This is a genomic window from Halothiobacillus diazotrophicus, from assembly GCF_001663815.1.
Lineage (GTDB): Bacteria > Pseudomonadota > Gammaproteobacteria > Halothiobacillales > Halothiobacillaceae > Halothiobacillus > Halothiobacillus diazotrophicus.
Map to the genome: position 1 here is coordinate 149,236 of NZ_CP016027.1, position 25,300 is coordinate 174,535.

Genomic DNA, 25,300 nt, shown 5'->3' on the forward strand with positions numbered 1-25,300 from the left:
GTTCAAAGGTCCGGGGCGGGGTGTTTTCGTTGCCCGTTTCATGCGTGCTGATCGGCCGCTGCGGTTCCTGTCCGCTCTGCGGATGAAGGTTACTTGGGTCGCGGCCTTGGGTTATTCTTTCAGCGGTACCGGGCGGCCCTGGGGCTGGCTGCGTGATCACGATGAAATGCGCCGATTTTGCAGGACCTTTCGTTTTGTCTCTCTCTATTTGATGGTTCGGTCATGACCAAATTTGTATTCGTCACGGGTGGTGTGGTTTCGTCGTTGGGCAAGGGAATCGCTGCCGCATCCCTGGGTGCCTTGCTCGAATCCCGTGGGCTTCGTGTCACCCTGATGAAGCTTGATCCATACATCAACGTTGACCCGGGCACCATGAGCCCGTTCCAGCACGGCGAAGTGTTCGTGACGGATGACGGCGCGGAAACCGACCTCGACCTGGGCCACTACGAGCGCTTCGTGCGCAGCCCGGTGAGCCAGCGCAACAATTTCACCACCGGGCGTGTTTACGAGTCCGTGATTCGTCGCGAGCGTCGCGGCGATTACCTGGGCGGCACGGTTCAGGTCATTCCGCACATCACCGACGAAATCAAGCGTCGCGTGCTCGAGGGCAGCAAGGGCTATGACGTCGCCCTGATCGAGATCGGCGGCACGGTGGGCGACATCGAGTCCCTGCCGTTTCTTGAGGCGATCCGTCAACTGGGGGTCGAACTCGGTCGGGAGCGTGCCATTTATATGCATCTGACGCTGGTGCCCTACATCCGGGCGGCTGGCGAGGTGAAGACCAAGCCTACCCAGCACTCGGTCAAGGAGCTGCGTTCCATCGGCATCCAGCCGGACATCCTGCTCTGCCGTTCGGAAGTAACCTTGCCCGATGACGAGCGGCGCAAGATCGCCCTGTTCACGAACGTGGATTTCGATGCCGTCATCTCCGCCATTGACGCGGACACCATCTACCGAATCCCGCGGATGCTGCACGCCCAGAAGCTGGACGAAATCGTGCTGCGCAAGCTGCATCTGTCTGCCGGTGCCGCTGACCTTTCCGAGTGGGATCGCGTCGTCGAGGCGCAGACCAAGCCGGATCGCATCGTGGATATCGCCATGGTTGGCAAGTACGTCGATCTGATCGATGCGTACAAAAGCCTCAACGAGGCATTGCTGCATGCCGGTATCCAGACGCGTACCCGCGTCAATATTCATTATTTCGATTCCGAGCGGTTCGAGCGGGAAGGTACGACACCCCTTGAGCACATGGATGCCATTCTCGTCCCGGGCGGATTCGGGGAGCGCGGCGTCGAAGGCAAGATTGCCGCCGTGCAGTTCGCGCGCGAATCCGGCAAGCCCTATCTCGGGATCTGTCTTGGCATGCAGGTGGCGGTTATCGAGTTTGCGCGCCATGTCGCCGGTCTATCCGAGGCGCACTCCACCGAATTCCGCAAGGAAACGAGCCAGCCGGTTATCGCGCTCATCACCGAGTGGCGCGACGAGTCCGGTGAGTTGATTCAACGGGACGAGCAAGCGGATCTGGGCGGAACCATGCGCCTGGGCGCCCAGCGTTGCCATTTGACCCCGGGCACGCGGGCGGCTGAAGCCTACGGCAGCACGGAGATCAACGAGCGCCATCGCCATCGCTACGAGTTCAACAACGGCTACGAGAAGACCCTGTCCGATGCGGGGCTGGTGTTTTCAGGCTGGTCGGCGGAGAACCACCTGGTTGAGATGATCGAGTTGCCGACGCATCCCTTCTTCATTGCCTGCCAGTTCCATCCGGAATTCCATTCGACGCCGCGCGATGGCCATCCGCTGTTTACTGCCTTCATTCAGGCGGCGCTGGCACAACGCTCCGGTAACGCGGAAGTCGAGGTGAGCGCATGAAACTCCTGAATTTTACGGTTGGGCTGGATCAACCGATTTTCCTGATTGCCGGACCCTGCGTCATCGAATCCGAAACCCTGGCCCAGGAGACCGCTGGCCGGTTGAAGGAACTGACGACGGCGCTGGGGATCCCCTTCATCTATAAAAGCTCGTTCGACAAGGCAAACCGCTCTTCGGGTGCGAGTTTTCGCGGGCCGGGGCTGGAGCAGGGGTTGGCGATTCTGGAGCGCGTCCGCGCGCAGATCGGCGTTCCGGTGCTGACCGACGTGCATGAGGACACGCCGCTGGATGAAGTGGCTTCGGTCGTCGACGTCCTGCAGACGCCCGCCTTCCTGTGTCGCCAGACCAATTTCATCCAGAACGTCGCCCGGCAGGGCAAACCCGTGAATATCAAGAAAGGGCAGTTCCTGTCCCCCTGGGATATGGGGAATGTCGTGGACAAGGCCCGTGCAGTCGGCAACGAGCAGATCATGGTCTGCGAGCGGGGCGCCAGTTTCGGTTACAACAATCTCGTTTCCGACATGCGGAGTCTGGCGGTCATGCGTCAAACTGGTGCGCCCGTGGTCTTTGACGCCACCCATTCGGTGCAGTTGCCGGGCGGGCAGGGCAGCAGTTCGGGCGGGCAACGGGAATTCGTGCCCGTGCTGGCGCGTGCCGCCGTGGCGGCCGGCGTGTCCGGATTGTTCATGGAAACCCATCCGGACCCGGCCAAGGCGTTGTCCGACGGACCGAATGCCTGGCCGTTGGCGGATATGGCCGAACTCTTGCAAACCTTGATCAGCCTGGATGCGGTGGTCAAGCAGGCTGGGTTTCCCGAGCAGGCGTTATTGGCCGCCAAATGAATTCTGTCGTCCGCATGTCATGCGGAACTGACACCCTATAAACATCTTAAACGCTTTAATTTTTGGAGACCGGACACTATGACAGCCATCGAAGGCGTACGCGCAAGACAAGTGATTGATTCCCGTGGCAACCCGACCGTCGAGGCCGAGGTGACCGTTACCGGCGGTTTCATGGGGCGGGCCATCGTTCCTTCCGGGGCATCCACGGGGATCCGTGAGGCGATCGAACTGCGCGACGGCGACAAGACCCGCTTCGGTGGCAAGGGCGTGAGCAAGGCGGTTGCCAACGTGAACGGCGAGATCGCCGCCGCGATCATGGGTATGGACGTCAACGATCTCGCGGCAATCGATGACGTGATGATCAAGCTCGACGGTACCGAAAACAAGTCCCGCCTGGGTGCGAATGCCCTGCTGGCGGTATCTCTGGCGGCGGCGCATGCGGGTGCGGCGGCGGCCGGCAAGCCCCTGTTCGCCTATCTGGGCGGCGACGAGGCGGTGACCCTGCCGGTGCCCATGATGAACATCATCAATGGTGGTGCCCATGCCGACAATTCCGTGGACATGCAGGAATTCATGATCATTCCGGCGGGGGCCCCGAGTTTCTCCGAAGCCCTGCGTTACGGCACCGAGATTTTCCATACGCTGAAGAAGGTGCTGTCCGATCGCGGTCTGAGCACGACGGTAGGCGACGAGGGCGGTTTCGCACCGGATCTCGAGTCGAACGAGGCGGCGATTCAGGTGATCATCGAGGCCATCAAGCAGGCAGGTTACGTCCCCGGCAAGGATGTCTTCATCGGTCTGGATGCCGCGAGTTCCGAGTTTTACAAGGATGGCAAGTATCATCTTGAAGCCGAAGGTCGCTCCTTCACCGCCGCAGAGATGGTCGATCTGCTGGCTGGCTGGGTCGATAAGTACCCGATCCTCTCGATCGAGGACGGCATGGCCGAGCAGGACTGGGCGGGCTGGGCACTGCTCACCGAGCGTCTGGGCAAGAAGACGCAACTGGTGGGCGACGACCTGTTCGTCACCAACGTGAAGATCCTGCGTGAAGGAATCGACAAGGGGATCGCCAACTCGATCCTCATCAAGGTCAACCAGATCGGTACGCTTTCCGAAACGCTGGCGACAATGAAGCTGGCCGATGAGCGGAGCTACACCAACGTGGTTTCCCACCGTTCCGGCGAAACCGAGGACACCACCATCGCCGATCTGGCGGTGGCCACCAATGCCGGTCAGATCAAGACGGGCTCCCTGTCCCGCTCCGACCGGATGGCCAAGTACAACCAGCTGTTGCGCATCGAAGAGGCGCTTGGCTCGCGTGCCCGTTTCCCCGGTCTGTCGGTGTTCGGACGCTGATCACGCCAGGCTAGGCTGATTCGCGATCCCATGCGCATTCTGCTCCTGGTTCTGTTTGTCCTGCTCGGTGCCTTGCAGTGGCGTCTCTGGTTTAGTGACGCCTCGCTGCCGAATATCTGGAAAAAGGAGCAGCGCCTGAACGATCTGACGATGTCCCAGGATTATCTGGTTGAGCGCAACCGAAAACTGGCGGCTGAAGTGGATGATCTCAAGACGGGCCTGGGAGCTGTCGAAGCGCGGGCCCGGTTGGATCTCGGCTTGATCGGCCCCCACGAAACCTTTTATCAGGTAATCGAGGATACCCGGCCCGATCAGATTACGCCGAGTCTGGCGCCCGGGGACGCTGACTTGTCCGGAGGTGACGGCTCGGCGGCGAAGGCGCCGGATCCGTCGACGGCTCGCGGTGCGGGCCAGACGCCTCCGGTGGCGAGTGCCCGTGCCCGCTAACCCATTGTCTCCCGTGTTTCCCTGGTGGTTGGTGATCCCTGCGGCAGGGCAGGGGACTCGGATGCAGTCGCCGGTCGCCAAGCAGTACCTGTTGCTTGGCGAGCGCGCGATGCTCGTTGTGACATTGTCCCGATTTGCCGATCTGCCCGGTTTGCAGGGGGCTGTGCTGGCCCTGGGGCCGGGCGATGAGATCGCTACGGACCTGTTGTCCGGGTTTTCCGATTTTCCCCTGCACTTCGTTCAGGGCGGCGAAACGCGCGCCTGCAGCGTCCGCGCCGCCCTGGAATATTTATCGGCGCTGCCGGACTGTTCCCAGGATGCCTGGGTTGCCGTGCATGATGCGGCGCGCCCCTGTGTCCACCCCGCCGATGTGGGGCGCTTGCTGATGCGGGTGGCGGCAGCGGGCGATCGGGCCGGTGGACTGCTGGCAGCGCCGGTTCGGGATACCCTGAAACGGTCGACGGATCTGGGGCGAGTTGCTGCGACTGTTCCCCGCGAGCAGGTTTTCCATGCCCTGACGCCCCAGGTCTTCCCCCTTGATCGATTGATGTCCGCGATGGATCTGGCCAGGATGGCCGGCGCGAATCTGACGGACGAGGCTTCAGCGCTTGAGTTCATCGGCGCTGCCCCGCTACTGGTTGAAGGGCGTGCCGACAACATCAAGGTGACGCATCCCGAAGATCTTCCTCTGGCTCGGCTGATTCTACGTTCGCAGGGCGTGCTGGCTGATGAGAATGCAGCCATCGATCATGGTGGCGATCAATCCGGAGAAACGTGCTATGTCTGATTCAGGCGCCGCTTCAGCTATTCCATTTCGTATCGGTCAGGGTTTCGATGTGCACGCATTCAAGCCCGGCGACCATCTCATGATCGGCGGCGTCCGAATTCCTTTCGATCAGGCGTTTCGCGCCCACTCAGACGGCGACGTTCTGCTTCATGCGCTTTGCGATGCCCTGCTGGGTGCGGCTGCACTCGGCGATATCGGTCGTCTCTATCCCGACAACGATCCGGCCTTTGCGGGGATCGATAGCACGCTGCTGCTCGCCGATGTGTACCGTCGGGTCGAGGCGCTGGGATGGCGGGTCGGCAATCTGGACATGACCATCATTGCTCAGGCGCCGCGTATGGCCCCCCATGTTCCTGCGATGCGTGCACGCATCGCCGAGGTTTTGGGTGTTTCCGTCGACGTTATCAACATCAAGGCCACCACCACGGAACGCCTGGGTTTCACCGGTCGCGGCGAAGGGATTGCCGCAGAATCGATCGCCTTGCTCTGTCGCTAGGCGTCGGTTGGTCGGGGTGTCGTCGACGGCGGCCACGGAATGGTTGCCTGGAATCTTCCCCTTCCTGGTGAAATTGCGTATCATATGCGCGCTTCGCGAATTCGATCGCGGGGCAATTCACACGCCCGGTGTTAAAGCAGCGCGGGGTGCCGAAGGGCAGAGGCCTGACGGTTGCGTTGCTTGGCCGGGCGGAGGCTCAACCCAAAGTTAATTAAAGGCAGAAATTTCATGGCATCAATTAGCATGCGTCAAATGATCGAGGCTGGCGTGCATTTCGGTCACCAGACTCGTTACTGGAACCCGGGCATGGCGCCCTTCATTTTCGGTCAGCGCAACCGTATCCACATCATCAACCTGGAAAAGACCGTACCGATGTTCAACGACGCGTTGAACTTCATCGGCAAGGTCGTGAGCGGCGGCGGTACCGTCATGTTCGTCGGCACGAAGCGCTCCGCACGTGAGTCCGTAGCCGAGCAGGCAGCTCGTTGCGGCATGCCGTACGTCAACTATCGCTGGTTGGGCGGTATGATGACCAACTATGCGACCGTGCGTCAGTCCGTGCGTCGTCTGAAGTCGCTCCAGACGATGGAGCAGGACGGTTCGTTCGGCAAACTGAACAAGAAAGAAGCCCTGATGCTGAGCCGCGAGCGCGAGAAGCTCGAGCGTTCTCTGGGCGGTATCCAGGATATGGAACGGCTGCCGAGCGCCCTGTTCGTGATCGACGTCGGTCATGAAGACATCGCGGTCATCGAAGCGAACAAGCTGGGTATCCCGGTGATTGGTATCGTTGATACCAACAGCAGCGCCAAGGGCATCGACTATGTGATCCCGGGCAACGACGACGCGATCCGCGCCATTCAACTGTACACCACCGCCGTGGCCGATGCCGTGCTGGAAGCCAAGGGCGCCTCCGCGATTGCGCCTTCGGACTTCGTTGAAGAGGCTGCGGCCGATCAGGCCTGATCAGCGGATTTTCGACGTTCGGTCATGATCCGGACGTCCTAGGTACGACAACGTGAATGACGGGTCCCTGGTGACCCGTTATTGTTATCCACCCTATTCATTTGAACCTTATTGAAGAGGAAAGAATTATGACGACGATTAGTGCAGGTCTGGTCAAGGAACTGCGGGAGCGTACCGGTTCCGGCATGATGGAATGCAAGCGCGCGCTCGTTGAAACCCAGGGCGATATCGAAGCGGCCATCGAATACATGCGCAAGAACGGTATGGCCAAGGCCGACAAGAAGGCCGGTCGCGTCGCGGCTGAAGGGCAGATTGGCGTGGCCGTGTCTGCGGATGGCCGCAGCGCAGCGTTGATCGAAGTCAACTCTGAAACCGATTTCGTTGCGAAGAACCCGGACTTTGCCGGTTTCGTACAACTGCTCGCCGATCAGGTGCTGCAGAACGATCCGTCCGACATGGATGCGCTGCTGGCCATGACGGTCAATGGACAGTCCATCGAAGACATGCGCAAGGCGCTGGTAGCCAAGCTGGGCGAGAACATCCAGATTCGTCGTTTCGAGCGTTACAGCACCGAGGGTGTCGTCGGCGCCTACCGTCATGGCGAGCGCATCGGCGTTCTGGTTGAACTGGTCAGCGGCGGCGACGTCGATCTGGCGCGCGATATCGCCATGCACGTGGCTGCCAGCCGTCCGCTGTGCGTCAACGAGTCCGATGTGGATGCGGATCTGGTTGCGAAAGAGCGCGAGATCTTCATTGCTCAGGCGGCGGACAGCGGCAAGCCGGCCGACATCATCGAGAAGATGGTTGAAGGCCGGATTCGCAAGTTCCTGGCGGAGTCCGCGCTGGTTGGTCAGCCGTTCGTCAAGGATCCGGACCAGACCGTTGGCAAACTGTTGAAGAGCAAGGGCGCCACCTGCGTTCGTTTTGCCCGTCTGGAAGTAGGCGAGGGCATCGAAAAGGAAACTGGCGACTTTGCTGCCGAGGTCATGGCCCAAGTCAAAGGGGCCTGATGGTTCCTGAAACGGGCCGGAGGCGACTCCGGCCTTTTTTTGAGCACGAATTTATGCCGACTCTGATTGCTTGAGGATAGTTATGACAGACCAACCCGCTCCTCGTTACCAACGTGTATTGCTGAAGCTCAGCGGCGAGGCATTGATGGGCGATCAGGCCTTTGGCATCGATCCCGCGATCATTTTCCGCCTGGCCGATGACATCCTCGCCTTGCGCGCGATGGGGGTCGAAGTGGCGATTGTGGTGGGCGGCGGCAATATCTTCCGGGGCGAAGGGTTGGCCAAGGCCGGCATGGATCGGGTGACCGGGGATCAGATGGGTATGCTGGCCACTGTCATGAATGGCCTGGCCATGCAGGATGTGCTTGAGCAGCGCGGCCTGGAGGTACGTGTCATGTCCGCGCTGTCGATTCCCGCCGTGTGCGAGTCGTTCATTCGCCGCCGTGCCATTCGGCACCTCGAGAAGGGCCGGATCGTCATTCTGGTCGGTGGCACCGGTAACCCCTTCTTTACCACGGATTCGGGTGCCAGTCTGCGCGCGATCGAGATCCAGGCGAACATCATGATCAAGGCGACGAAGGTCGACGGGATTTACAATGCCGATCCCGTCAAGGACCCGGCCGCACGCCGTTACGACCAGCTGACATATAATGCGGCGCTGGACCAGCGGCTGGGCGTGATGGATGCCACCGCGATCGTATTGTGCCGGGATCAGGGCATGCCGATGATGGTCATCGACATTCATGCCCCGAACAATCTGGTGCGCGCCGTGATGGGCGAGCCCGTCGGCACGCTGGTGACGGCTTAGGAGTACTCAGAATGATTGAAGACATTAAAAAAGACTGTGATATCCGGATGCACAAGAGCATCGATACCCTGAAGACCGAACTGGCGAAGATTCGTACGGGCCGTGCCCACGTCAGTATCCTGGACCACGTGACCGTCGAGTATTACGGGGGCATGGTGCCGCTCTCCCAGGTGGCGAAACTGTCTGCCGATGACGCGCGCACGCTCTCGGTGGTGCCCTGGGAAAAGGATATGGTTGCCAAGGTCGAGAAGGCGATCATGACGTCCGACCTCGGGCTCAATCCATCGACGTCCGGCATGACGATTCGCGTGCCGATGCCGGCATTGACCGAGGATCGTCGTCGGGAGCTCGGCAAGATCGTGCGCCACGAGGGCGAAAATGCGAAGGTCGCGGTGCGGAATATCCGTCGCGATGCCAACAACGATCTCAAGTCGTTGCTCAAGGAGAAGGATATCTCCGAAGATGAAGAACGCCGGGGCCAGGATCTGATCCAGAAGCTGACCGATAGCTGCGTTGCCGAAATCGATCGGATTGTTGCGGAAAAAGAAAAAGAACTGATGGAAGTCTGAGTCGGCGTGGACGACCCCACTATCCATCCCGCCACAGCGCCCCTGTCCTCACTGCACGGCGATGAAGACTTTCTTGGGTTGCTCGATCCCGAGCGATTGCCGCGTCATATTGCCGTCGTCATGGATGGCAACGGTCGATGGGCCAAGGCTCGTCATCTGCCGCGGACCATCGGTCATCAGCGGGGGCGTCGCGCCGTTCGCCGGTTGATCGAATTCGCCAGCCGGGCGCAAATCCCCGTTCTCACCCTGTTCGCCTTTTCCTCAGAAAACTGGTCACGTCCCACCGATGAGGTGGAAGCGCTGATGGGCTTGTTCGTCTATGCCCTGGAGCGGGATATGGACGAACTGGTCGCCCATGACGTGCGAATTCGCTTTATCGGGGACCGCAAGCCCCTGTCTGCCCGCATACAGACCCTGATGCATGAGGCAGAGCGTCGAACCGAGTCGAGCGATGGCTTGAATCTGCTGATTGCCATCAGTTACGGTGGTCAGTGGGATATTCTGAATGCGGCCAAGAACTTGGCGGCCGCTACGATGGACGGGCAACTTCGACTCGATGGTGACCCCGATATCTGGCGTGCCGCATTCGAGGCCCAGTTATCCACAGCGCCTTGTCCGCCGGTCGATCTGTTCATTCGCACGGGTGGCGAACAGCGGATCAGCAACTTCCTGCTCTGGCAACTGGCCTATGCCGAACTGTATTTCACGGATTGTCTGTGGCCCGCGTTCGATAGGGCGCATTTTCTGGATGCCTTGCAGTGGTATGCCGCACGGCAGCGGCGCTTTGGTGGATTGAGCGAATGAATATTTCCCGACATATGACCCAGATGATGACGGCCACCCAGGTGCGCATTCTCACCGGCTTGGGCCTGTCTGCGCTTGGGCTGATGGTCATCCTCATGTTCCCGGAATGGGCCTTCATCGCATTCATGAGCGTGATGACCCTCGGACTCGGTTTCGAGTGGTTCCGGCTGAGTTGCGCTGCACCTGTTGGGCGGGCGGTTGCCTTACTCCTCATGAGCGCGGTTGGTGCGGTGCTGTATCTTGCGGTTTCCCCAGGGCAGATTCCCTGGTTGGCCGGTGTGACCACGTTCGGCTGGCTCCTGCTGATGGGCGGGCTATGGCTCCATCGAAAGAATGCCGGTAGCCGTCGCCCTGCCTGGCTGCGCACGCTCCTCGGGCTTTTGATTCTGCCGCTCTTCTGGTTTTCGGTCGTCGAAATCCATCGTCAGGAGACCGGCCCCTGGCTGCTGATCTTCGGGGTGATGATCGTTGCCGTGGCGGATTCCCTGGCCTATTTCGCGGGTCGTGCTTTCGGACGATACAAGCTCGCGCCGGCCCTGAGCCCCGGCAAGACGCTCGAGGGTCTCGTTGGCGGCCTGGTGGGCGTCGGTTTGCTGACCGCTATTGGCGCGGTACTACCGCTTTTCGCGAGCGTCCCGTCCTGGCAGCTGGCCCTGTGGAGTATGGGCGTCGCGCTGTTTTCCGTGGCCGGCGACCTTGAAGAATCGCGGTTGAAGCGGGAGGCAGGCGTCAAGGATAGTGGCCACCTCCTACCTGGGCATGGTGGGCTGCTAGATCGCCTCGATGGTCAATTGGCAGCGATGCCGGTATGGTTACTGGCTTTGGCCCAGATGAGTTTCCTGACGTTCCACTAACGGTATGGGATTTCGCGAGCCCTCGATCGTTCGAGATTCTCCTTGTAGCGTCTGAATGCGGTGGGCGAAAACAATAGGGTTGTGGTTGATCGATTGAAAAAGATTGCTATTTTCGGCTCTACCGGCAGTATCGGCGCCAGCACGCTGGCCGTGATCGAGCGGCATCCCGATCGATTTACCGTGGAAACCCTGGTGGCCCATGCGCGTATCGATGTGCTCCTGACCCAGATTAGACAGTTTCGGCCCCGTCAGGTCGGTGTGGCCGATCCGGTCGCAGCTGATTCGCTACGGCGCCAACTGGTACAAACAGAGCCCGATCCGTCGCTTCGGCCGGAGGTCATCGATGAAGCCCGTGCGTTGGTCGAACTGGCGGCGCAGGATGACGTGGATGTCGTGGTCGCCGCCATCGTGGGCACGGCCGGTCTTGCCTCCACCTGGGCGGCCGTGTCTGCGGGCAAGCAGGTGCTGCTGGCCAACAAGGAATCCCTGGTCGCCGCCGGCGCCTTGATGATGAGTGCGGCCGAACGCACCGGTGCGACGATCATCCCGATCGACAGTGAGCACAATGCCATATTCCAGTGCCTACCGGTCGACACGGCCCCGACCAAGGCCGTGGACAAACTCATTCTCACCGCGTCCGGCGGTCCATTCCGGACCTTGCCGGCTGCTGCGTTTGCGGAGATCACACCGGAGGCGGCCTGCCGTCACCCGAATTGGTCCATGGGGCGAAAGATCTCCGTGGATTCCGCCACGATGATGAACAAGGGCCTGGAAGTGATCGAGGCAGCATGGCTGTTCGGCATGCCGGCGGCACGGATCGACGTGCTCGTGCATCCCGAATCCATCGTGCATTCGCTGGTGCAGTTCGCCGATGGCTCCGTATTGGCTCAGATGGGGCATCCGGACATGCGTACGCCGATAGCCCATGCACTGGGCTGGCCGGACCGCATTGCATCCGGCGTCGGCAATCTCGATCTTCGCGCCATTGGCACGTTGTGTTTCGAGGCACCGGATCTGGACCGATTCCCTTGTCTGCGCCTCGCCTATGAAGCGCTTGAGCATGGGGGCGTGGCGCCTCTGACGGTCAATGCTGCCAATGAAATCGCCGTGGCGGCCTTCCTGGACGGGCGCTTGTCCTTTCTGCAGATTCCGGAGCTCATCGCGCGAACGCGCGATACCGTTCTGGAAGCAGCGGACGCGGACTATACTCAACCCGCTTCCATAGCGGATGTTCTGGCACTCGACGATCGGGTGCGTTCCGTCGCAACAGCGACCATCGCGCGGATCACCGGCAGGGGTGGACGTGTGACCGTCGGCAGCAAGCAGCAGGTGGTGTGATGAGTATCGCAATGAGTATCCTGGGTTTTCTATTGACGATCGGCGTGCTGGTCGCCTTCCACGAATATGGTCATTACTGGATGGCGCGCCGGCTTGGGGTCAAGGTGCTGACCTACTCGCTGGGTTTCGGGAAGGCGCTGTGGTCCACCCGACGGGGCCCGGATCAGACCGAGTATCGGATTGCCCTGTTGCCGCTGGGCGGTTTCGTCAAGATGCTCGACGAGCGGGAAGGTCCCGTCGCCGCTGCCGAGCAGCATCGGGCGTTCAACCGGCAACCGGTCTGGAAGCGATTCCTGATCGTGTTGGCGGGCCCCGTCGCCAATATTCTGCTGGCGCTGGTCCTCTGGGCCGCGATGTTCATGGTGGGTGTCCAGGGTGTGTTGCCGAAGGTGGGTGTGCTGCCGTCGGACTCGATCCTGGCCAAGAGCGGTTTGCAGGACGGAGACGTGATCACCCAAGTCGGCGGTTCAGTCATCCATAGCCTATCCGATTTGCGTCTGGCCGTGCTCGAGGGCGGGGTGGCGAATGCACGCGTGCCGATCGAGTTCGAGCATCAGGGAGCCATCAGTACCGGTACGCTTGATCTCAGCGAGCTCAAGCCACTCGCCGGTTCGACCGATGGCCGACCGCGCGATGTACTCAAGGAAATCGGTTATCGATTGTGGTCTCCCCCTGGGGATGCCGTCATCCACAAGGTGCTGCCGAATAGCGCAGCTGCTGCTGCGGGCCTGCAGGCCGGCGACCTCATCCGTGCCGTGAATGGCGAAAGCTATCGGGATCCCGGCAGCCTCATCCAGCGGATCGAACATTCCCCGGGCAAGGCCATGACGCTGCAAATCGTTCGGGACGGGCAGACGCGCACCTTGGCCGTGACGCCCCGACCGGTCGAGGCGGGTGGCGCGCGTAATGGGAAGGTAGGCCGAATCGGTGCGGAGATTGCGCTTAGCCCGGCGGCCATACAGCGCGCACGGGATTCCGGCGTCCGGTTGCTGGTTCTCGAACGATTCGGTCCCGTCACCGCCCTCGGCATGGCGGTCGAACGGAGTTGGGCCATGACGAGCCTCACCTTTCAGGTGTTCGGTGGTCTGCTCAGTGGTCAGGCGAGCCTGTCGAACCTGTCCGGTCCCGTCGCGATTGCCGAGTTCGCCGGCCAGAGTCTCCTGATCGGCTTTTCGACCTTCCTGGGCTTTCTGGCGCTGGTCAGTCTCTCCCTGGCGATCATGAACCTGTTGCCTGTGCCGTTGCTGGACGGCGGGCATCTGGCCATGTACGTGATCGAAGCTATTCGCGGCAAGGCGCCCGGGCCTCAGTTCGAGGCGATGGCGACACGGGTGGGGCTGTTTTTTCTGGTGAGCCTGATGATCGTTGCCTTTTACAACGATATCGCCCGGTTGATGCACTCCTGAGACTCGGAGACAATGCGTCGGGCCATGGCGTGAACTCCCGCGTATCCGCGGGCGTTTTTTTGATTCGGTTCACGCGTATGTGACGGTGAAGCGGTTATACTCGGCCGCTTGTTTTAGGTTTGCAATGCAATCAATTTTTTTTGACCCGATATTTTGGGAAATGACCACGGCATGACACTGAACCCTCGCATCTTGTTGGCCCCATTGATGGGCGCGTTTCTGTTGATCCCTGCATTGGCGCAAGCCTTTGTCATTTCCGATATCAAGGTCGAGGGTTTGCGGACCGTCACACCGGGCACGGTGTTCACCTACATTCCCTACCATGTGGGCGACGATTTCACGGATGCCGACAGTACCCGCGTGATCGACGCGTTGTACAAGACCGGGTTTTTCAGTGATGTGAGCGTGGGTCGACTCGACAACGTCCTGGTGATTCGCGTCAAGGAACGGCCGACCATCACCAGCATCGAGGTGAAGGGGAACAAGAAGGTCGAGACCGAAAAACTGCAGAAGGCCTTGAAGGCCATCGGTCTGGCGCAGGGCCACGTGCTCGACCCCCAGGCGCTGGACAAGATGAAGACCGAACTGCAGCGGGTCTATTACGGCATGGGGCAGTATGGGGTACAAATCGAGACCTCGGTCAATCAGCTCGAGGATAACCGGGTTTCCGTGCTGATCGACATCTACGAAGGCAAGCCGGCCAGTATCAAGAAGATCCGTATCATCGGGAATCACGATTTCTCCGAGTCCGAGTTGCTCGACCAGCTTGAGCTCCACCCCGTGCCCTGGTGGGAGTTCTGGTCAAACGCAGATCAGTACTCGAAGGAAAAAATGTCTGCCTCTCTGGAAAGCCTGCGCTCCTTCTACCTGAACCGGGGTTATCTGAAGGTCGGTCTCGACTCGACCCAGGTAAGCATTACACCGGATCGCAAGCAGATCGATATCGTGATCAATGTCAGCGAGGGGCCGCGCTACAAGGTCAGCGGCGTGACCTTCTCCGGCAACCTCCTGCTGGACCAGGCGACCCTGAAGAAGCTGGATGAGGTCCAGGTCGGCCAATATTTCAACCGTAAGCTGGTGATCGATACGTCCGATGCGATCGCCAAGCGCCTGGGTGACGACGGCTATGCCCTGGCCCGCGTCCAGCCCTCGCCGACGATCGACGAGAAGGACAAGACCGTCGCCATTGACTTCAATATTCAGCCGGGCGACCGCGTCACCGTGCGTCACATCGAATTCAAGGGCAATTTCAATACCAACGAGGAAGTCTATCGGCGTGAAATGCGCCAGATGGAAGGCAGTTGGTATGCTGCCAACAAGCTCGATCGTTCCAAGGAGCGCCTGCAGCGTCTGCCGTCGGTGCAGAGTGTCGATCAGAAGATGAAGCCCGTGCCGGGCGTGCCCGATCAAGTGGACATCGATTACGACATCACCGAACAGCTGTCCGGTTCGTTTACGGCCGGGGTGGGTTACTCCCAATCCGAAGGGGTGCTGTTCAACCTTGGCTTGAACCAGGCCAATTTCCTCGGTTCGGGCAAGTCCGTGGGGATCAATCTCGAGCGGAGTTCCTACCAGACCAGCGTCCAGTTCAACTACAACAATCCCTATTTCACCGTAGATGGTGTCAGTCAGGGTTTCGGCCTGTTCTACACGCGTCAGGATGCTGCGGCGCTCTCACTGTCGCAATATCTGGTCGATTCCTACGGTGGCAACATCAATTTCGGCGTGCCGCTGTCGGAGCAGACCTTTGCCAGCATCGGCTTCCAGCTGCAGCAGCAGAAAATCAAGGAGACGGGGACCTCGCCCAGCTGGATAACCGGGGTGTCGGTCAACGGCGATCAGCCGGGGCCCGGATTTGACGGCAAGAGCTTCTATACGTTCAGCGTAATCCCCGCGTTGACGTACGATACCCGTAACAAGTCGATTTTCCCGACGTCCGGGGTCTATCAGAAGCTGTCGGCCACCGTGGCCGTGCCGGGGAGCCAGTTGCTCTACTACAAGGGCGATTACAATGGCCGCGTGTACATTCCGCTATGGAAAAACACCACCTTGTCGGGCCATGCACAGGTCGGCCTGGCCCAGGCCTATGGCAGCACCAAGACGACCTATACGGGCGTCAGCCAGTACTACAGCGGTCTGCCGCCGTTCCTGAACTACTACACCGGCGGTATCCAATCCGTTCGGGGTTATCAGGATTACTCGCTGGGCCCGGTGGATTCGGCGGGCAACCCCATGGGCGGCACCTTGATGACCGCCGGCGGTATCGAGCTCATCACCCCGATACCGTTCCTGACCAGTCAGGTCAATTCCGTCCGGATGTCGCTGTTCTGGGATGTGGGTAATACCTACCGCACCTATCATGACTTCAGCGTGCCCTCGTTGCGACAGTCCGTCGGCGTCGGCTTCAACTGGATCTCACCGGTGGGCCCGCTGATTTTCAGTATCGCAAAACCACTGAACAGCAAACCGGGCGATCGGACCCAGATCTTCCAGTTCTCTGTTGGCGCCAACTTCTGATGGCGTGACTGCGAGGAATTTTGAGACTGCCCTACACGGGGGGTTTCGGGCTGTGCGATAATGCAGGCCCGCTTTCCCGAGGCGGGCCTATCGGTTTGAATTTTATTTGTTTGGGGAGAATCAGCGTGAATCGCTTTGCTATTTTGTTCGTGTCATTGATGACCCTGGTGTTCGCAGCTTCTGCCCAGGCCGCTGAGGTCAAGATCGCTTTCGTCAACTCGTCGACGCTCCTCGAGCAGGCCCCACAGGCCGATATCGCCAAGAAAAAGTTGGAAAAGGAATTCGCGCCTCGGGAAAAGGAAATCCGGGATGCCCAGCAGACGGCGCAAAACCTGGAAAACAAGCTGAATCGTGACGGCGTGACCATGAGCGATAGCGAGCGCTCCAAGCAGGAGCAGGAGCTCAACCGTCAGTTGCGCGATCTGCAGCGCATGCAGAGCAACTTCCGCGACGACCTGAACCTCCGCAAGAATGAGGAGCTCGGCAAGCTGCAGCGCGTGGTGCTGAGCGCGATCAAGGATGTGGCCAAGAGCAAGGGTTATGATCTGGTTCTGGCGGAGGGCGTCGTGTATGCCGCGCCGCAGGTCGATATCACCAACGACGTTCTGACCAAGCTGCAGCAAGACGTCAAAAGCGGCAAGTAAGAACGCTGTTTCTCCGGGTCAATAGGATTGGCGCAACGGATGCAGGAAGAGACAAGTACGAGCCTTTCCGCTGCGGAAATAGCCCAGATGCTTTCCGCCCCCGTCCATGGTGACCCGGATCGACGGGTGCGTAACGTCGCCTCCCTGAGTTCTGCGAAATCGGACGATCTGGCCTTTTACAGTGGTAACCGACGGGGCGTACATCCGAATCAGAGTAGAGCGGGGCTGATCCTCTGTCAGGAGACCCAGCGGCATCAGATGCCCACCACGGCCACGGTGATTTGCGTCGAGCAGCCGCAGGCTGCCTTCATCGACATTGCAGAACGCCTCCGACCGCGCCGTCCGATTTACGCAGGTATCGATCCCTCGGCCCGAATCGATCCCAGTGCCCGTTTGGCGCCGGGTGTGATTGTCGGGCCCTTGTCTGTCATCGGGCCGGGTTGCGAGCTGGCCGATGGGGTCGAGATTGGTCCCGGATGCATTCTCGGGCGAGATGTCTCGATTGGTGCGTCAACACGCCTGATCGCTCGGGTCACGATCCTAGACGACTGTCGTGTTGGCCGGGGCTGCGTGATCCAACCCGGCGCCGTGATCGGTTCTGACGGGTTCGGTCTCGTGATGCAGGCCGGGCGTTGGCGCCGCGTGCCGCAACTGGGGCGAGTGGTGATCGGCGATGACGTCGATATTGGCGCCAATACGACCATCGATCGCGGTGCGTTGGACGATACCCGGATCGACAATGGTGCCAAACTCGACAATCTGATCCAGATCGCCCATAACGTGGAGATCGGCGAACATTCCGCGATTGCCGGATGTGCAGGTCTCGCGGGTTCCAGCATCGTGGGCAAGTACTGTACCTTGGGTGGTGGCGTCGGTTTGGCCGGTCATCTGACGCTCACGGATGGCGTACATGTCACGGGCATGTCGATGGTGACGCGCTCGATACACAAGCCGGGCGTGTACTCCGCGGGCACGCCCCTGGACACCAATGAACGCTGGTTGAAGAACGCCGCCCGGTTCAAACAGCTTGATCGCATGGCTCTGCGCTTGCAGGCGCTTGAGTCGTCCCACCCAACACCACCACCGCTTTCTGATGAGGAAAACCCGTGACTGAAAAGACCATCATGATTCAGGAAATTCTGAATCTCCTGCCCCATCGCTATCCTTTTCTGCTGATTGACCGGGTCACGGACTGGGCGCCGAACGACTATCTCGTGGCAATCAAGAATGTCACGTTCAATGAGCCCTTCTTCCAGGGTCATTTCCCCGTTCGGCCGATCATGCCGGGTGTTTTGATCACCGAGGCCATGGCACAGGCGACCGGCGTGTTGGCTTTCAGCAGCCAGGGCGTGGTGCCGAACCCCAATGCACTCTACATGCTGGTCGGCCTGGATGAAGTGACGTTCCGCCGCGTGGTCGAGCCGGGCGATCAGCTGACCATTCGGGTGACCCTGAAGCGGCTCGTGCGCGGCATGGGCGTCTTCCAGTGCGAGGCACACGTGGGCGACGAACTTGCCGCCAAGGCCCTGATCAAATGTGTTGCCAAGGAAGTTGCTGCGTGATTCATCCAACTGCGATTATTTCGCCCGAGGCCAAGCTCGACCCCTCCGTGGTTGTCGGGCCCTATGTGGTGGTCGAGGGTGCGGTAGAAATTGGTGCGGGAACGAAGATCGACAGCCACAGCATCCTGAAGGGGCCCTGCCGAATCGGTCGCGACAATCATGTGTTTTCCCACGTGATCATTGGCGAGATTCCGCAGGATCTCAAGTTTCGGGGTGAGGAATCGTCGGTTGAGATCGGCGATCGCAACCAGATCCGCGAATTTTCCACGATTCATCGCGGTACCCAGGGCGGTGGCGGCGTGACCCGGATCGGCTCGGACAACCTCGTCATGGCGTATGCCCACATCGCGCACGACTGCACGCTGGGTGAGCACGTGATTTTGGCCAATGCCGCGTCACTTGCGGGCCATGTCTCCGTCGGCGACTTTGCGATTCTGGGCGGATTTGCCGTGGCCCATCAATTCTGCCGGATCGGGGCGCATGCCTTCATCGGCGGCTTCAGCAAGCTTTCCAAGGACGTGCCGCCCTTCGTGATGGCCGATGGCGCCCGTGCCCGTTCCGTCGGACTGAACAAGGAAGGATTGAAGCGTCGCAACTTCTCCTCCGAAACGATCAACCTGCTGAGCCGGGCCTTCCGTCAACTGGTCAAGAAGCAGGGCGACGAGAAGGTTTGGGCGGAATTCGACGAAGCGGCGAAGGGCGATGCGGCCCTGGCCCAGATGCTTGCCTTCATTCGCATGAGCGAACGCGGGATCACCCGCTGACTAGAGAGCCTTCCGCGATGACTTCCTCGTATCGAATCGAACACGACAGTATCGGCCCCGTCCAGATACCCGCCGATGCGCTGTATGGTCCGCAGACCCAGCGCGCTTTGGACAATTTCCCCATCAGCGGTCGTCCGTTGCCGCCAGAATTCATTCGTGCGCTGGGTATGGTCAAAGCGGCCTGCGCGGAGGCCAATGCAGCGGTCGGTGCCATGACGCCCAATCAGGCCGCCGCGATCAGTCTTATGGGCCAGCGTATCGCTGCAGGTCACTATATGGATGCGTTTCTGATCGACGTCTATCAGACGGGATCAGGCACTAGCACGAACATGAACGCCAATGAGGTGATCGCCCGCCTGGCGACCGCTGCCGGTACGGCGGTGCATCCCAACGATCACGTCAACATGAGTCAGAGCTCGAACGACGTGATTCCGACGGCGATCCGGGTGGCTGCCGTCGAGACGGCCCGCTCCGCCTTGTTGCCCGCACTCGACCACCTGTCCGCCGTGCTGGTCGAGAAGGCCGAGTCCCTGAAGCGCGTGACGAAGACCGGTCGAACCCATCTCATGGACGCCATGCCGATCCGTTTCGATCAGTCCCTGGGCGCCTTCGTCGATCAACTGGCCGGCGCGCGGCTGGGCATCGTGCAGGCCATGGATCGTCTTAGCGCGCTGCCGCAGGGCGGGACGGCCGTCGGGACCGGCGTCAATGCGCCGGAAGGGTTCGCCTCGGCCTTCGTCGAGAAGCTCAATCGCCTCACCGACGGCGGTTACCGTTTGATGCACCGGCCCTTTGCCGGGCTCTCGGCCCAGGACGAACCGGTTGCCTACAGCGCGGCATTGCGCGGGTTGGCCGTCGTTCTGACCAAGATCGCCAACGATCTGCGCTGGATGAATGCCGGTCCGCTCGCCGGTCTGGCGGAAATCAGTCTGCCGGATCTCCAGCCCGGCAGTTCCATCATGCCGGGCAAGGTGAATCCGGTGATTCCCGAAGCGGTGGCCATGGTTTGCGCCCAGGTGCATGGATTGGATGCCGCCGTCGCGCTGGCCGGTCAGTCGGGGAATTTCGAGCTGAACGTGATGTTGCCGCTGATCGCGCAGAACATCCTCGAGTCGACGCAATTGCTGGCGCAATCCATGCGGTTGCTGGCCGACAAGGCCATTGCCGGATTCACCGTCAATCAGGCGCAGATCGATCGGGCGCTGGGCATGAATCCAATTCTGGTCACGGCGCTCAATCCGGTCATCGGCTACGAACTCGGCGCCAGGATCGCCAAGCGGGCCTATGCCGAGCAGCGCTCGGTCCTGGACGTCGCGCTCGAGATGACCGATCTTTCTGAAGCGACCCTCAGGGAGCTGCTCGATCCCTATCTCCTGACCGGCTCTGCCGGTCGCTGATCACCGCGATTAGCCCCCGCCAGCAGGGTTTCCGCTAGGTCGGCGAGTTTCCTCAACGCGCCGGGATCCCCCAGATGTTGCCGGACGGTTTTCAGATCTTCGATCTGGGCCACTCGGGTGCTGCTGTCCATCGTGATCTGCGTGACGGCATCCGACAGGTGGTCTGCCGTGGCGGCGCCCTGAATCAGCTCCGGTACGGCATTCCGGCCGAGCATGATGTTCGGCAATCCCACCCGTTCGATGTGTACGAGATGGCGGGCAATAAAGTAGGTGAGGGGATTGGTGCGGTAGGTGATCACCATGGGCGTTCCGATCAGGGCGGCCTCGAGGGTCGCGGTGCCTGACGCGATGCAGAGGGTGTCGCTGGCCGTCATGACGCGTCGGGCGTTGCCGTCGATCAGGCTGAGCGCTCGGCGCAGTCGTTCGGAAGGGTGAGCGTGCTCGATTTGCGCCGCGAACCAGTCGACATCAAGCGAGGCGGCGCGGGGCAGGGCGAATCGCCAGTCCGGATGTCGGTCCAGCAATCGATCCGCGGTGGCCAGCATGAGGGGTAGCAGGCGGCCGATTTCGCTGCGCCGACTGCCGGGCAGCAGGCCGATCAGGGTGCCCGTCGTATCGAGACCCAATGCCTGCCGTGCCTGATTCCGGGGCACCGTGCGCGACTGCGGATCTTCGGGGCGCTGCAGCTCCGGTTCGATCAGATCGCGTAGCGGATGGCCCACATGGGTTGTCGGTAGTCCGTAGCGCGCGAACAGCGGGACCTCGAAATCGAAGAGGACAGCCAGATGATCGGCGACTTCCCCGAATCGACGGGCCCGTTTGGGGCGCCAGGCCCAGACCTGGGGGGCGACGAAGAACAGGACGGGAATGCCGCGTGCTCGGGCCGCGCGGGCGAGACGCTGATTGAATTCCTGGAAATCGATGGCGATCACGAGCGCGGGACGATGCGTGTCCAAGGCGTCGATCAGGGCATTCATGGCCCTGCGGAGTCGGCCGTAATGGGCGAGTACCTCCACGAGCCCCATCACCGATACGGTCTTGAGATCCACGCAGGTCTCGATGCCGGCGGCGCGGCTCTCGGCCCCCCCGAGGCCCAGAGCCCGGAGTTCCGGGCGGCGCTCATGGAGCATCCGGTAGATGGCGGCGGCATAATGGTCGCCGGAGGCCTCGCCGGCGGCAAAAAACAGGCAATTCGGGTCGAGCGCGGCAGCGTCGGTCATGAAGTCCTTACTCACACGGAAAACGGAGATGGGAGGCATTATGCGTCAAGGCAGTCTGTTCTGCGTCGAACAGGACACGGGATGGTACGCCGGTGTGGACGAAGCGGGTCGCGGCCCCCTGGCCGGACCGGTGGTGGCCGCCGCCGTCGTGCTGCATCCCGACCGGCCGATTGATGGGGCGAACGACTCCAAGAAGCTGACGGAGCGTCAGCGCGAGCGACTGTTCGATCGAATACGTGGCGAGGCTCATGCCTACGCCATTGCCGAAGCCAGTGTGGCCGAGATCGACCAGCTCAATATCCTGCACGCCTCGATGCTGGCCATGCGTCGTGCGGTGCAGGAACTGGTGGACCGGGGCATCGTGCTGGATCGGGTGCATGTCGACGGCAATCGCTGCCCATCGCCCTTGCCGCTGCTGTGTCATCCCATCGTGGGCGGTGACGCGACGGATGCGGCCATCGCCTGTGCCTCCATCCTTGCCAAGGTGACGCGGGATCGGTTGATGTGCGCCCATGCCGAGACCTATCCGGAATACGAGTTTGCGCGGCACAAGGGCTATCCCACACCGCGTCACCGTGCCCTGCTGGTCGAACTGGGCCCGTCACCGATTCATCGGATGAGCTTTGCGCCGGTGCGGCAGGCAATGCGTCGGGACGGCGCGTAACCGGTCCAGATCGGTTATTCGAGGCTTCGCATCCTGAGTGTGTCCCCAACGTAATCCGGGAGCAGCGAGGTTTCGGGCTTCGGCGTTCTTGGGGATCCGGGGGGTATTCGCCGATGGGGCATTCCCGGAGCGAAGCCGCCCCTTATGTCTTGTTGTTATTTACTGTTGTTATTTCTTGGCCCAGGAATCGCGAAGGGTCACTGTCCGGTTGTAGACGGGGCGTTTGGCCGTGTGATCGATCTGATCGGCGACGAAATAGCCGTGACGTTCGAACTGGAAGCGCGATTCAGGGGCCGCGTCCGCCAGGCTCTCCTCGATCATGCTGGTTTGCACCCGCATGGCATCCGGATTCAGATCGTCGAGGAAGTCGCGCTCCAGATCCGGCGCATCCCCTTCGCGACGGGCACCTGGCGCCGGCACGGCGAACAGCCGGTCGTACAGTCGGATTTCGGCCGCTCTGGCGTGGTCGCAGGACAGCCAGTGGATATTGCCTTTCACCTTGCGGGACTCCGCACCCGGCGTGCCCGATTTGGTATCGGGATCGTATTCGGCGTAGATGCAGGTGACGTTGCCGTCCGCATCCTGGTCGAAGCCGGTGCACTTGATGATATAGCCGTAGCGCAGGCGGACCTCGCCGCCAGGCACCAGTCGGAAGAACCCCTTGACCGGTTCCGGGAGGAAATCCTCGCGCTCGATCCAGAGCTCGCGGGACAGCGGTACGACGCGCTTGCCCCAGTCGGCGTGATGGGGGTGATTCGGCGCGAAACATTCCTCGCTCTGGGCTTCCGGGTAGTTCGTCAGGACGAGCTTGACCGGATCGAGCACTGCGATGCGCCGTTCCGCCGTGTCGTTCAGGTGTTCCCGCATGCAGTCTTCCAGCACGCCGTAATCGATCAGGCTGTCCGACTTGGAAACGCCGATCCGATCGGTGAACAGCCGGAACCCTTCCGGCGTGAAGCCACGGCGGCGCGCGCCCTTGAGCGTCGGCAGCCGGGGGTCGTCCCAGCCGTTGACGTGCTTACCGGTGACGAGCTGGATCAGCTTGCGCTTGGAGAGCACGACATAGGTGAGGTTGAGTCGAGAGAATTCGATCTGCTGGGGTAGGGGGCGCTCGAATTCCCCGAGCGTCGCCAATTGATCGAGGAACCAGTCGTACAGCGGGCGGTGGTCCATGAATTCCAGCGTGCACAGGGAATGGGTGATGCCCTCGATGGCGTCCGAGACGCAGTGGGCGAAGTCGTACATCGGGTAGATGCACCAGGCGTCGCCGCTGCGGTGGTGATGGGCGTGGCGGATCCGGTAGATGGCCGGGTCGCGCAGGTTCATGTTCGGCGAGGCCATGTCGATCTTGGCGCGGAGAATGTGGCTGCCGTCCGGGAATGCACCGGCGCGCATCTGGCGGAACAGTTCGAGGTTTTCCGCGACGGAGCGATTGCGGAACGGGCTGTCCTTGCCCGGCTCCGTCAGGGTGCCGCGGGTGGCGCGCAGAGTCTCGGCATCCTGCGAGTCGACATAGGCCAATCCCGCCTGGATCAGCAGTTCGGCACAGTGGTACAGCCGCTCGAAGTAGTCCGAGGCGTAAAACTCGCGTCCCGTGGCGTCGAAGCCCAGCCAGGACACGTCCTCGCGAATGGCGTCGACGTATTCGGTTTCTTCCTTGGTCGGGTTCGTGTCGTCAAAGCGCAGATTGCACACGCTGTCCGGACACTGGGCCTGGTAATCCCGAGCCAGACCGAAATTCAGGAAGATGCTTTTCGCATGGCCGAAATGCAGAAATCCGTTGGGTTCGGGGGGAAAACGGGTGACCACTTTATCGCCGTAGGTCTTTTGTGCGCAGTCTTCGTCGATGCGGGTACGGATAAAGTGGCTGGCGATCGCGGTGTCGGTCATGGTGTGTTTCGTCTTGGTCTGAACGATAAAGGGGGCATTGTACGAAATTTGGCCAGGGAAAAGCGCATGTTTCCCTGGGGGGATCGGGGTGAATCTGTGATTGTGACGGATGGAATGGGCCGAACGAAGGACGTTTTTGATTGATTCAATCTATTGAAAGCATTGAAATTCATCATTTGAGCCACTATATCAAGGAGGGTATGGTTGACACGTACCCTTAAGGGCCCCAGGCCCAAAACGATAAAGGAGCAGACACCGTGGCCAAGAAGAAAACGACCCAGAGCGACGTCAGCGATATCCAGATCGGTATTCCGCAGGCCGATCGACAGTCGATTGCCGAGGGGTTGAGCAAGCTGCTTGCCGATTCCTATTCCTTGTTCCTGATGACCCACAATTTTCACTGGAACGTGACTGGCCCCCAGTTCAACAGCCTGCATCTGATGTTCGAAACCCAATATACGGAGCTGTTCACAGCGGTGGACGAAGTGGCGGAGCGCATCCGTTCCCTGGGCGAACCGGCGCCGGCATCCTTCAGCAAATTTACCGCGCTGGCCTCGTTCACGATTCCCGACGAAGCCCTGTCTGCGAACGACATGATCGCGCACCTCGTCAAGGGACAGGAGGCCGTCGTGCGGACTGCGCGGGCGCTTTTCCCCGTGGCCGAGAAGGCAAACGATCAACCGACGCTCGATCTGCTGACCCGTCGTATGGAACTTCATGAAAAGAATGCGTGGATGTTGCGGGCCCTTTTGGCCTGATCCATTGGCCTGATCCATTCGTCTGGTCGGCTGGTCTATTCGATGGGCAGTACGGATCTAGAGAAAAAATTCGGCAAGACCATTGACAGAAGCATAAAGCGTTATATAATTCGCACCCTACTGACGCGGGATGGAGCAGCTCGGTAGCTCGTCGGGCTCATAACCCGAAGGTCGTAGGTTCAAATCCTACTCCCGCAACCAACATTAAACCCCTGATTTGAATGGATATTCAATCAGGGGTTTTTCTTTTTCCGTCATGCCCGCTCGCCGGGTGCGTCGACGAATCACTCCGGGGCTCTGTCGAGCGGTCTGTTCGCCGCCCGGGCTGGGCG

General features: G+C 60.7%; 24 protein-coding genes and 1 tRNA gene. 23 read left to right on the plus strand and 2 right to left on the minus strand.

The features are described from left to right. Nucleotides 1-222 precede the first annotated feature (222 nt). The 20 genes from A9404_RS00665 (at nt 223) to A9404_RS00760 (ending at nt 20,436) form a co-directional block, all read left to right on the plus strand. Complete coding sequence (locus A9404_RS00665) at nt 223-1,872, plus strand: CTP synthase (protein ID WP_066097741.1); 1,650 nt, start codon at nt 223-225, stop codon at nt 1,870-1,872. Continuing rightward, nucleotides 1,869-2,714, plus strand: a complete 846-nt coding sequence (gene kdsA, locus A9404_RS00670; protein ID WP_066097743.1) for a 3-deoxy-8-phosphooctulonate synthase — start codon at nt 1,869-1,871, stop codon at nt 2,712-2,714. The genes A9404_RS00665 and kdsA overlap by 4 nt, the downstream gene beginning before the upstream one ends. 78 nt (nt 2,715-2,792) lie before the next feature. Further along, nucleotides 2,793-4,070, plus strand: coding sequence for a phosphopyruvate hydratase (eno, locus tag A9404_RS00675; protein WP_066097745.1), 1,278 nt, complete (start codon nt 2,793-2,795; stop codon nt 4,068-4,070). A 30-nt stretch (nt 4,071-4,100) separates the two neighbouring features. After that, nucleotides 4,101-4,517, plus strand: a complete 417-nt coding sequence (locus A9404_RS00680; RefSeq protein ID WP_066097747.1) for an FtsB family cell division protein — start codon at nt 4,101-4,103, stop codon at nt 4,515-4,517. Nucleotides 4,518-4,548: 31 nt separating this feature from the next. After that, nucleotides 4,549-5,304: a 2-C-methyl-D-erythritol 4-phosphate cytidylyltransferase gene (ispD, locus tag A9404_RS00685; protein WP_407645342.1), complete on the plus strand. Its 756-nt coding sequence runs from the start codon at nt 4,549-4,551 to the stop codon at nt 5,302-5,304. Further along, on the plus strand, nt 5,297-5,800 hold the full coding sequence (gene ispF / locus A9404_RS00690) for a 2-C-methyl-D-erythritol 2,4-cyclodiphosphate synthase (protein ID WP_066097751.1): 504 nt from the start codon (nt 5,297-5,299) through the stop codon (nt 5,798-5,800). The genes ispD and ispF overlap by 8 nt, the downstream gene beginning before the upstream one ends. Before the next feature lie 228 nt (nt 5,801-6,028). Beyond that, nucleotides 6,029-6,763: a 30S ribosomal protein S2 gene (rpsB, locus tag A9404_RS00695; RefSeq protein ID WP_066097753.1), complete on the plus strand. Its 735-nt coding sequence runs from the start codon at nt 6,029-6,031 to the stop codon at nt 6,761-6,763. A gap of 128 nt (nt 6,764-6,891) precedes the next feature. Next, complete coding sequence (gene tsf / locus A9404_RS00700) at nt 6,892-7,773, plus strand: translation elongation factor Ts (protein WP_066097755.1); 882 nt, start codon at nt 6,892-6,894, stop codon at nt 7,771-7,773. Between the two features lie 82 nt (nt 7,774-7,855). After that, nucleotides 7,856-8,581: a UMP kinase gene (pyrH, locus tag A9404_RS00705; protein ID WP_066097757.1), complete on the plus strand. Its 726-nt coding sequence runs from the start codon at nt 7,856-7,858 to the stop codon at nt 8,579-8,581. Between the two features lie 11 nt (nt 8,582-8,592). Next, nucleotides 8,593-9,150: a ribosome recycling factor gene (gene frr / locus A9404_RS00710; protein ID WP_066097759.1), complete on the plus strand. Its 558-nt coding sequence runs from the start codon at nt 8,593-8,595 to the stop codon at nt 9,148-9,150. 78 nt (nt 9,151-9,228) lie between these two features. Further along, the gene (gene uppS, locus A9404_RS00715) at nt 9,229-9,954 is read left to right on the plus strand and encodes a polyprenyl diphosphate synthase (protein ID WP_156521348.1); all 726 of its coding nucleotides are present in this window, start codon (nt 9,229-9,231) and stop codon (nt 9,952-9,954) included. Then, a complete protein-coding gene (locus A9404_RS00720; protein WP_082922622.1) occupies nt 9,951-10,808 on the plus strand; it encodes a phosphatidate cytidylyltransferase in 858 nt (285 codons plus the stop codon). Before uppS ends, A9404_RS00720 begins: the two co-directional genes overlap by 4 nt. A gap of 93 nt (nt 10,809-10,901) precedes the next feature. Continuing rightward, complete coding sequence (locus A9404_RS00725; RefSeq protein WP_066102519.1) at nt 10,902-12,146, plus strand: 1-deoxy-D-xylulose-5-phosphate reductoisomerase; 1,245 nt, start codon at nt 10,902-10,904, stop codon at nt 12,144-12,146. Next, the gene (gene rseP / locus A9404_RS00730) at nt 12,146-13,552 is read left to right on the plus strand and encodes an RIP metalloprotease RseP (RefSeq protein ID WP_066097761.1); all 1,407 of its coding nucleotides are present in this window, start codon (nt 12,146-12,148) and stop codon (nt 13,550-13,552) included. The genes A9404_RS00725 and rseP overlap by 1 nt, the downstream gene beginning before the upstream one ends. Before the next feature lie 171 nt (nt 13,553-13,723). Beyond that, entirely contained in the window at nt 13,724-16,069 is a 2,346-nt protein-coding gene (gene bamA / locus A9404_RS00735) for an outer membrane protein assembly factor BamA (RefSeq protein ID WP_066097763.1), read from the plus strand. A 125-nt stretch (nt 16,070-16,194) separates the two neighbouring features. Continuing rightward, nucleotides 16,195-16,713, plus strand: coding sequence for an OmpH family outer membrane protein (locus A9404_RS00740; RefSeq protein WP_082922623.1), 519 nt, complete (start codon nt 16,195-16,197; stop codon nt 16,711-16,713). Nucleotides 16,714-16,752: 39 nt separating this feature from the next. Further along, nucleotides 16,753-17,823, plus strand: coding sequence for a UDP-3-O-(3-hydroxymyristoyl)glucosamine N-acyltransferase (gene lpxD / locus A9404_RS00745; RefSeq protein WP_066097766.1), 1,071 nt, complete (start codon nt 16,753-16,755; stop codon nt 17,821-17,823). 14 nt (nt 17,824-17,837) lie between these two features. Beyond that, on the plus strand, nt 17,838-18,275 hold the full coding sequence (gene fabZ, locus A9404_RS00750; RefSeq protein ID WP_066102521.1) for a 3-hydroxyacyl-ACP dehydratase FabZ: 438 nt from the start codon (nt 17,838-17,840) through the stop codon (nt 18,273-18,275). Further along, nucleotides 18,272-19,039, plus strand: a complete 768-nt coding sequence (lpxA, locus tag A9404_RS00755) for an acyl-ACP--UDP-N-acetylglucosamine O-acyltransferase (RefSeq protein WP_066097768.1) — start codon at nt 18,272-18,274, stop codon at nt 19,037-19,039. The genes fabZ and lpxA overlap by 4 nt, the downstream gene beginning before the upstream one ends. 17 nt (nt 19,040-19,056) lie before the next feature. Then, nucleotides 19,057-20,436, plus strand: coding sequence for a class II fumarate hydratase (locus A9404_RS00760; protein WP_066097769.1), 1,380 nt, complete (start codon nt 19,057-19,059; stop codon nt 20,434-20,436). Here the strand turns inward: A9404_RS00760 and lpxB are convergent. Continuing rightward, nucleotides 20,406-21,656: a lipid-A-disaccharide synthase gene (gene lpxB, locus A9404_RS00765; RefSeq protein ID WP_066097771.1), complete on the minus strand. Its 1,251-nt coding sequence runs from the start codon at nt 21,654-21,656 to the stop codon at nt 20,406-20,408. The genes A9404_RS00760 and lpxB overlap by 31 nt on opposite strands. Nucleotides 21,657-21,696: 40 nt before the next feature. Here lpxB and A9404_RS00770 point away from each other — a divergent pair, with 40 nt between their 5' ends. Beyond that, nucleotides 21,697-22,320, plus strand: coding sequence for a ribonuclease HII (locus tag A9404_RS00770; RefSeq protein WP_066102524.1), 624 nt, complete (start codon nt 21,697-21,699; stop codon nt 22,318-22,320). A 168-nt stretch (nt 22,321-22,488) separates the two neighbouring features. Here the strand turns inward: A9404_RS00770 and A9404_RS00775 are convergent, their stop codons facing one another. Next, nucleotides 22,489-24,210, minus strand: a complete 1,722-nt coding sequence (locus tag A9404_RS00775; RefSeq protein ID WP_066097773.1) for a glutamine--tRNA ligase/YqeY domain fusion protein — start codon at nt 24,208-24,210, stop codon at nt 22,489-22,491. A gap of 257 nt (nt 24,211-24,467) precedes the next feature. Here A9404_RS00775 and A9404_RS00780 point away from each other — a divergent pair, with 257 nt between their 5' ends. Further along, nucleotides 24,468-24,968 (plus strand): Dps family protein, encoded by a 501-nt coding sequence (locus A9404_RS00780; RefSeq protein ID WP_066097775.1) that lies wholly within the window; start codon nt 24,468-24,470, stop codon nt 24,966-24,968. A 124-nt stretch (nt 24,969-25,092) separates the two neighbouring features. Then, nucleotides 25,093-25,169: transfer RNA gene (locus A9404_RS00785), tRNA-Met, on the plus strand. Nucleotides 25,170-25,300: the final 131 nt, after the last annotated feature.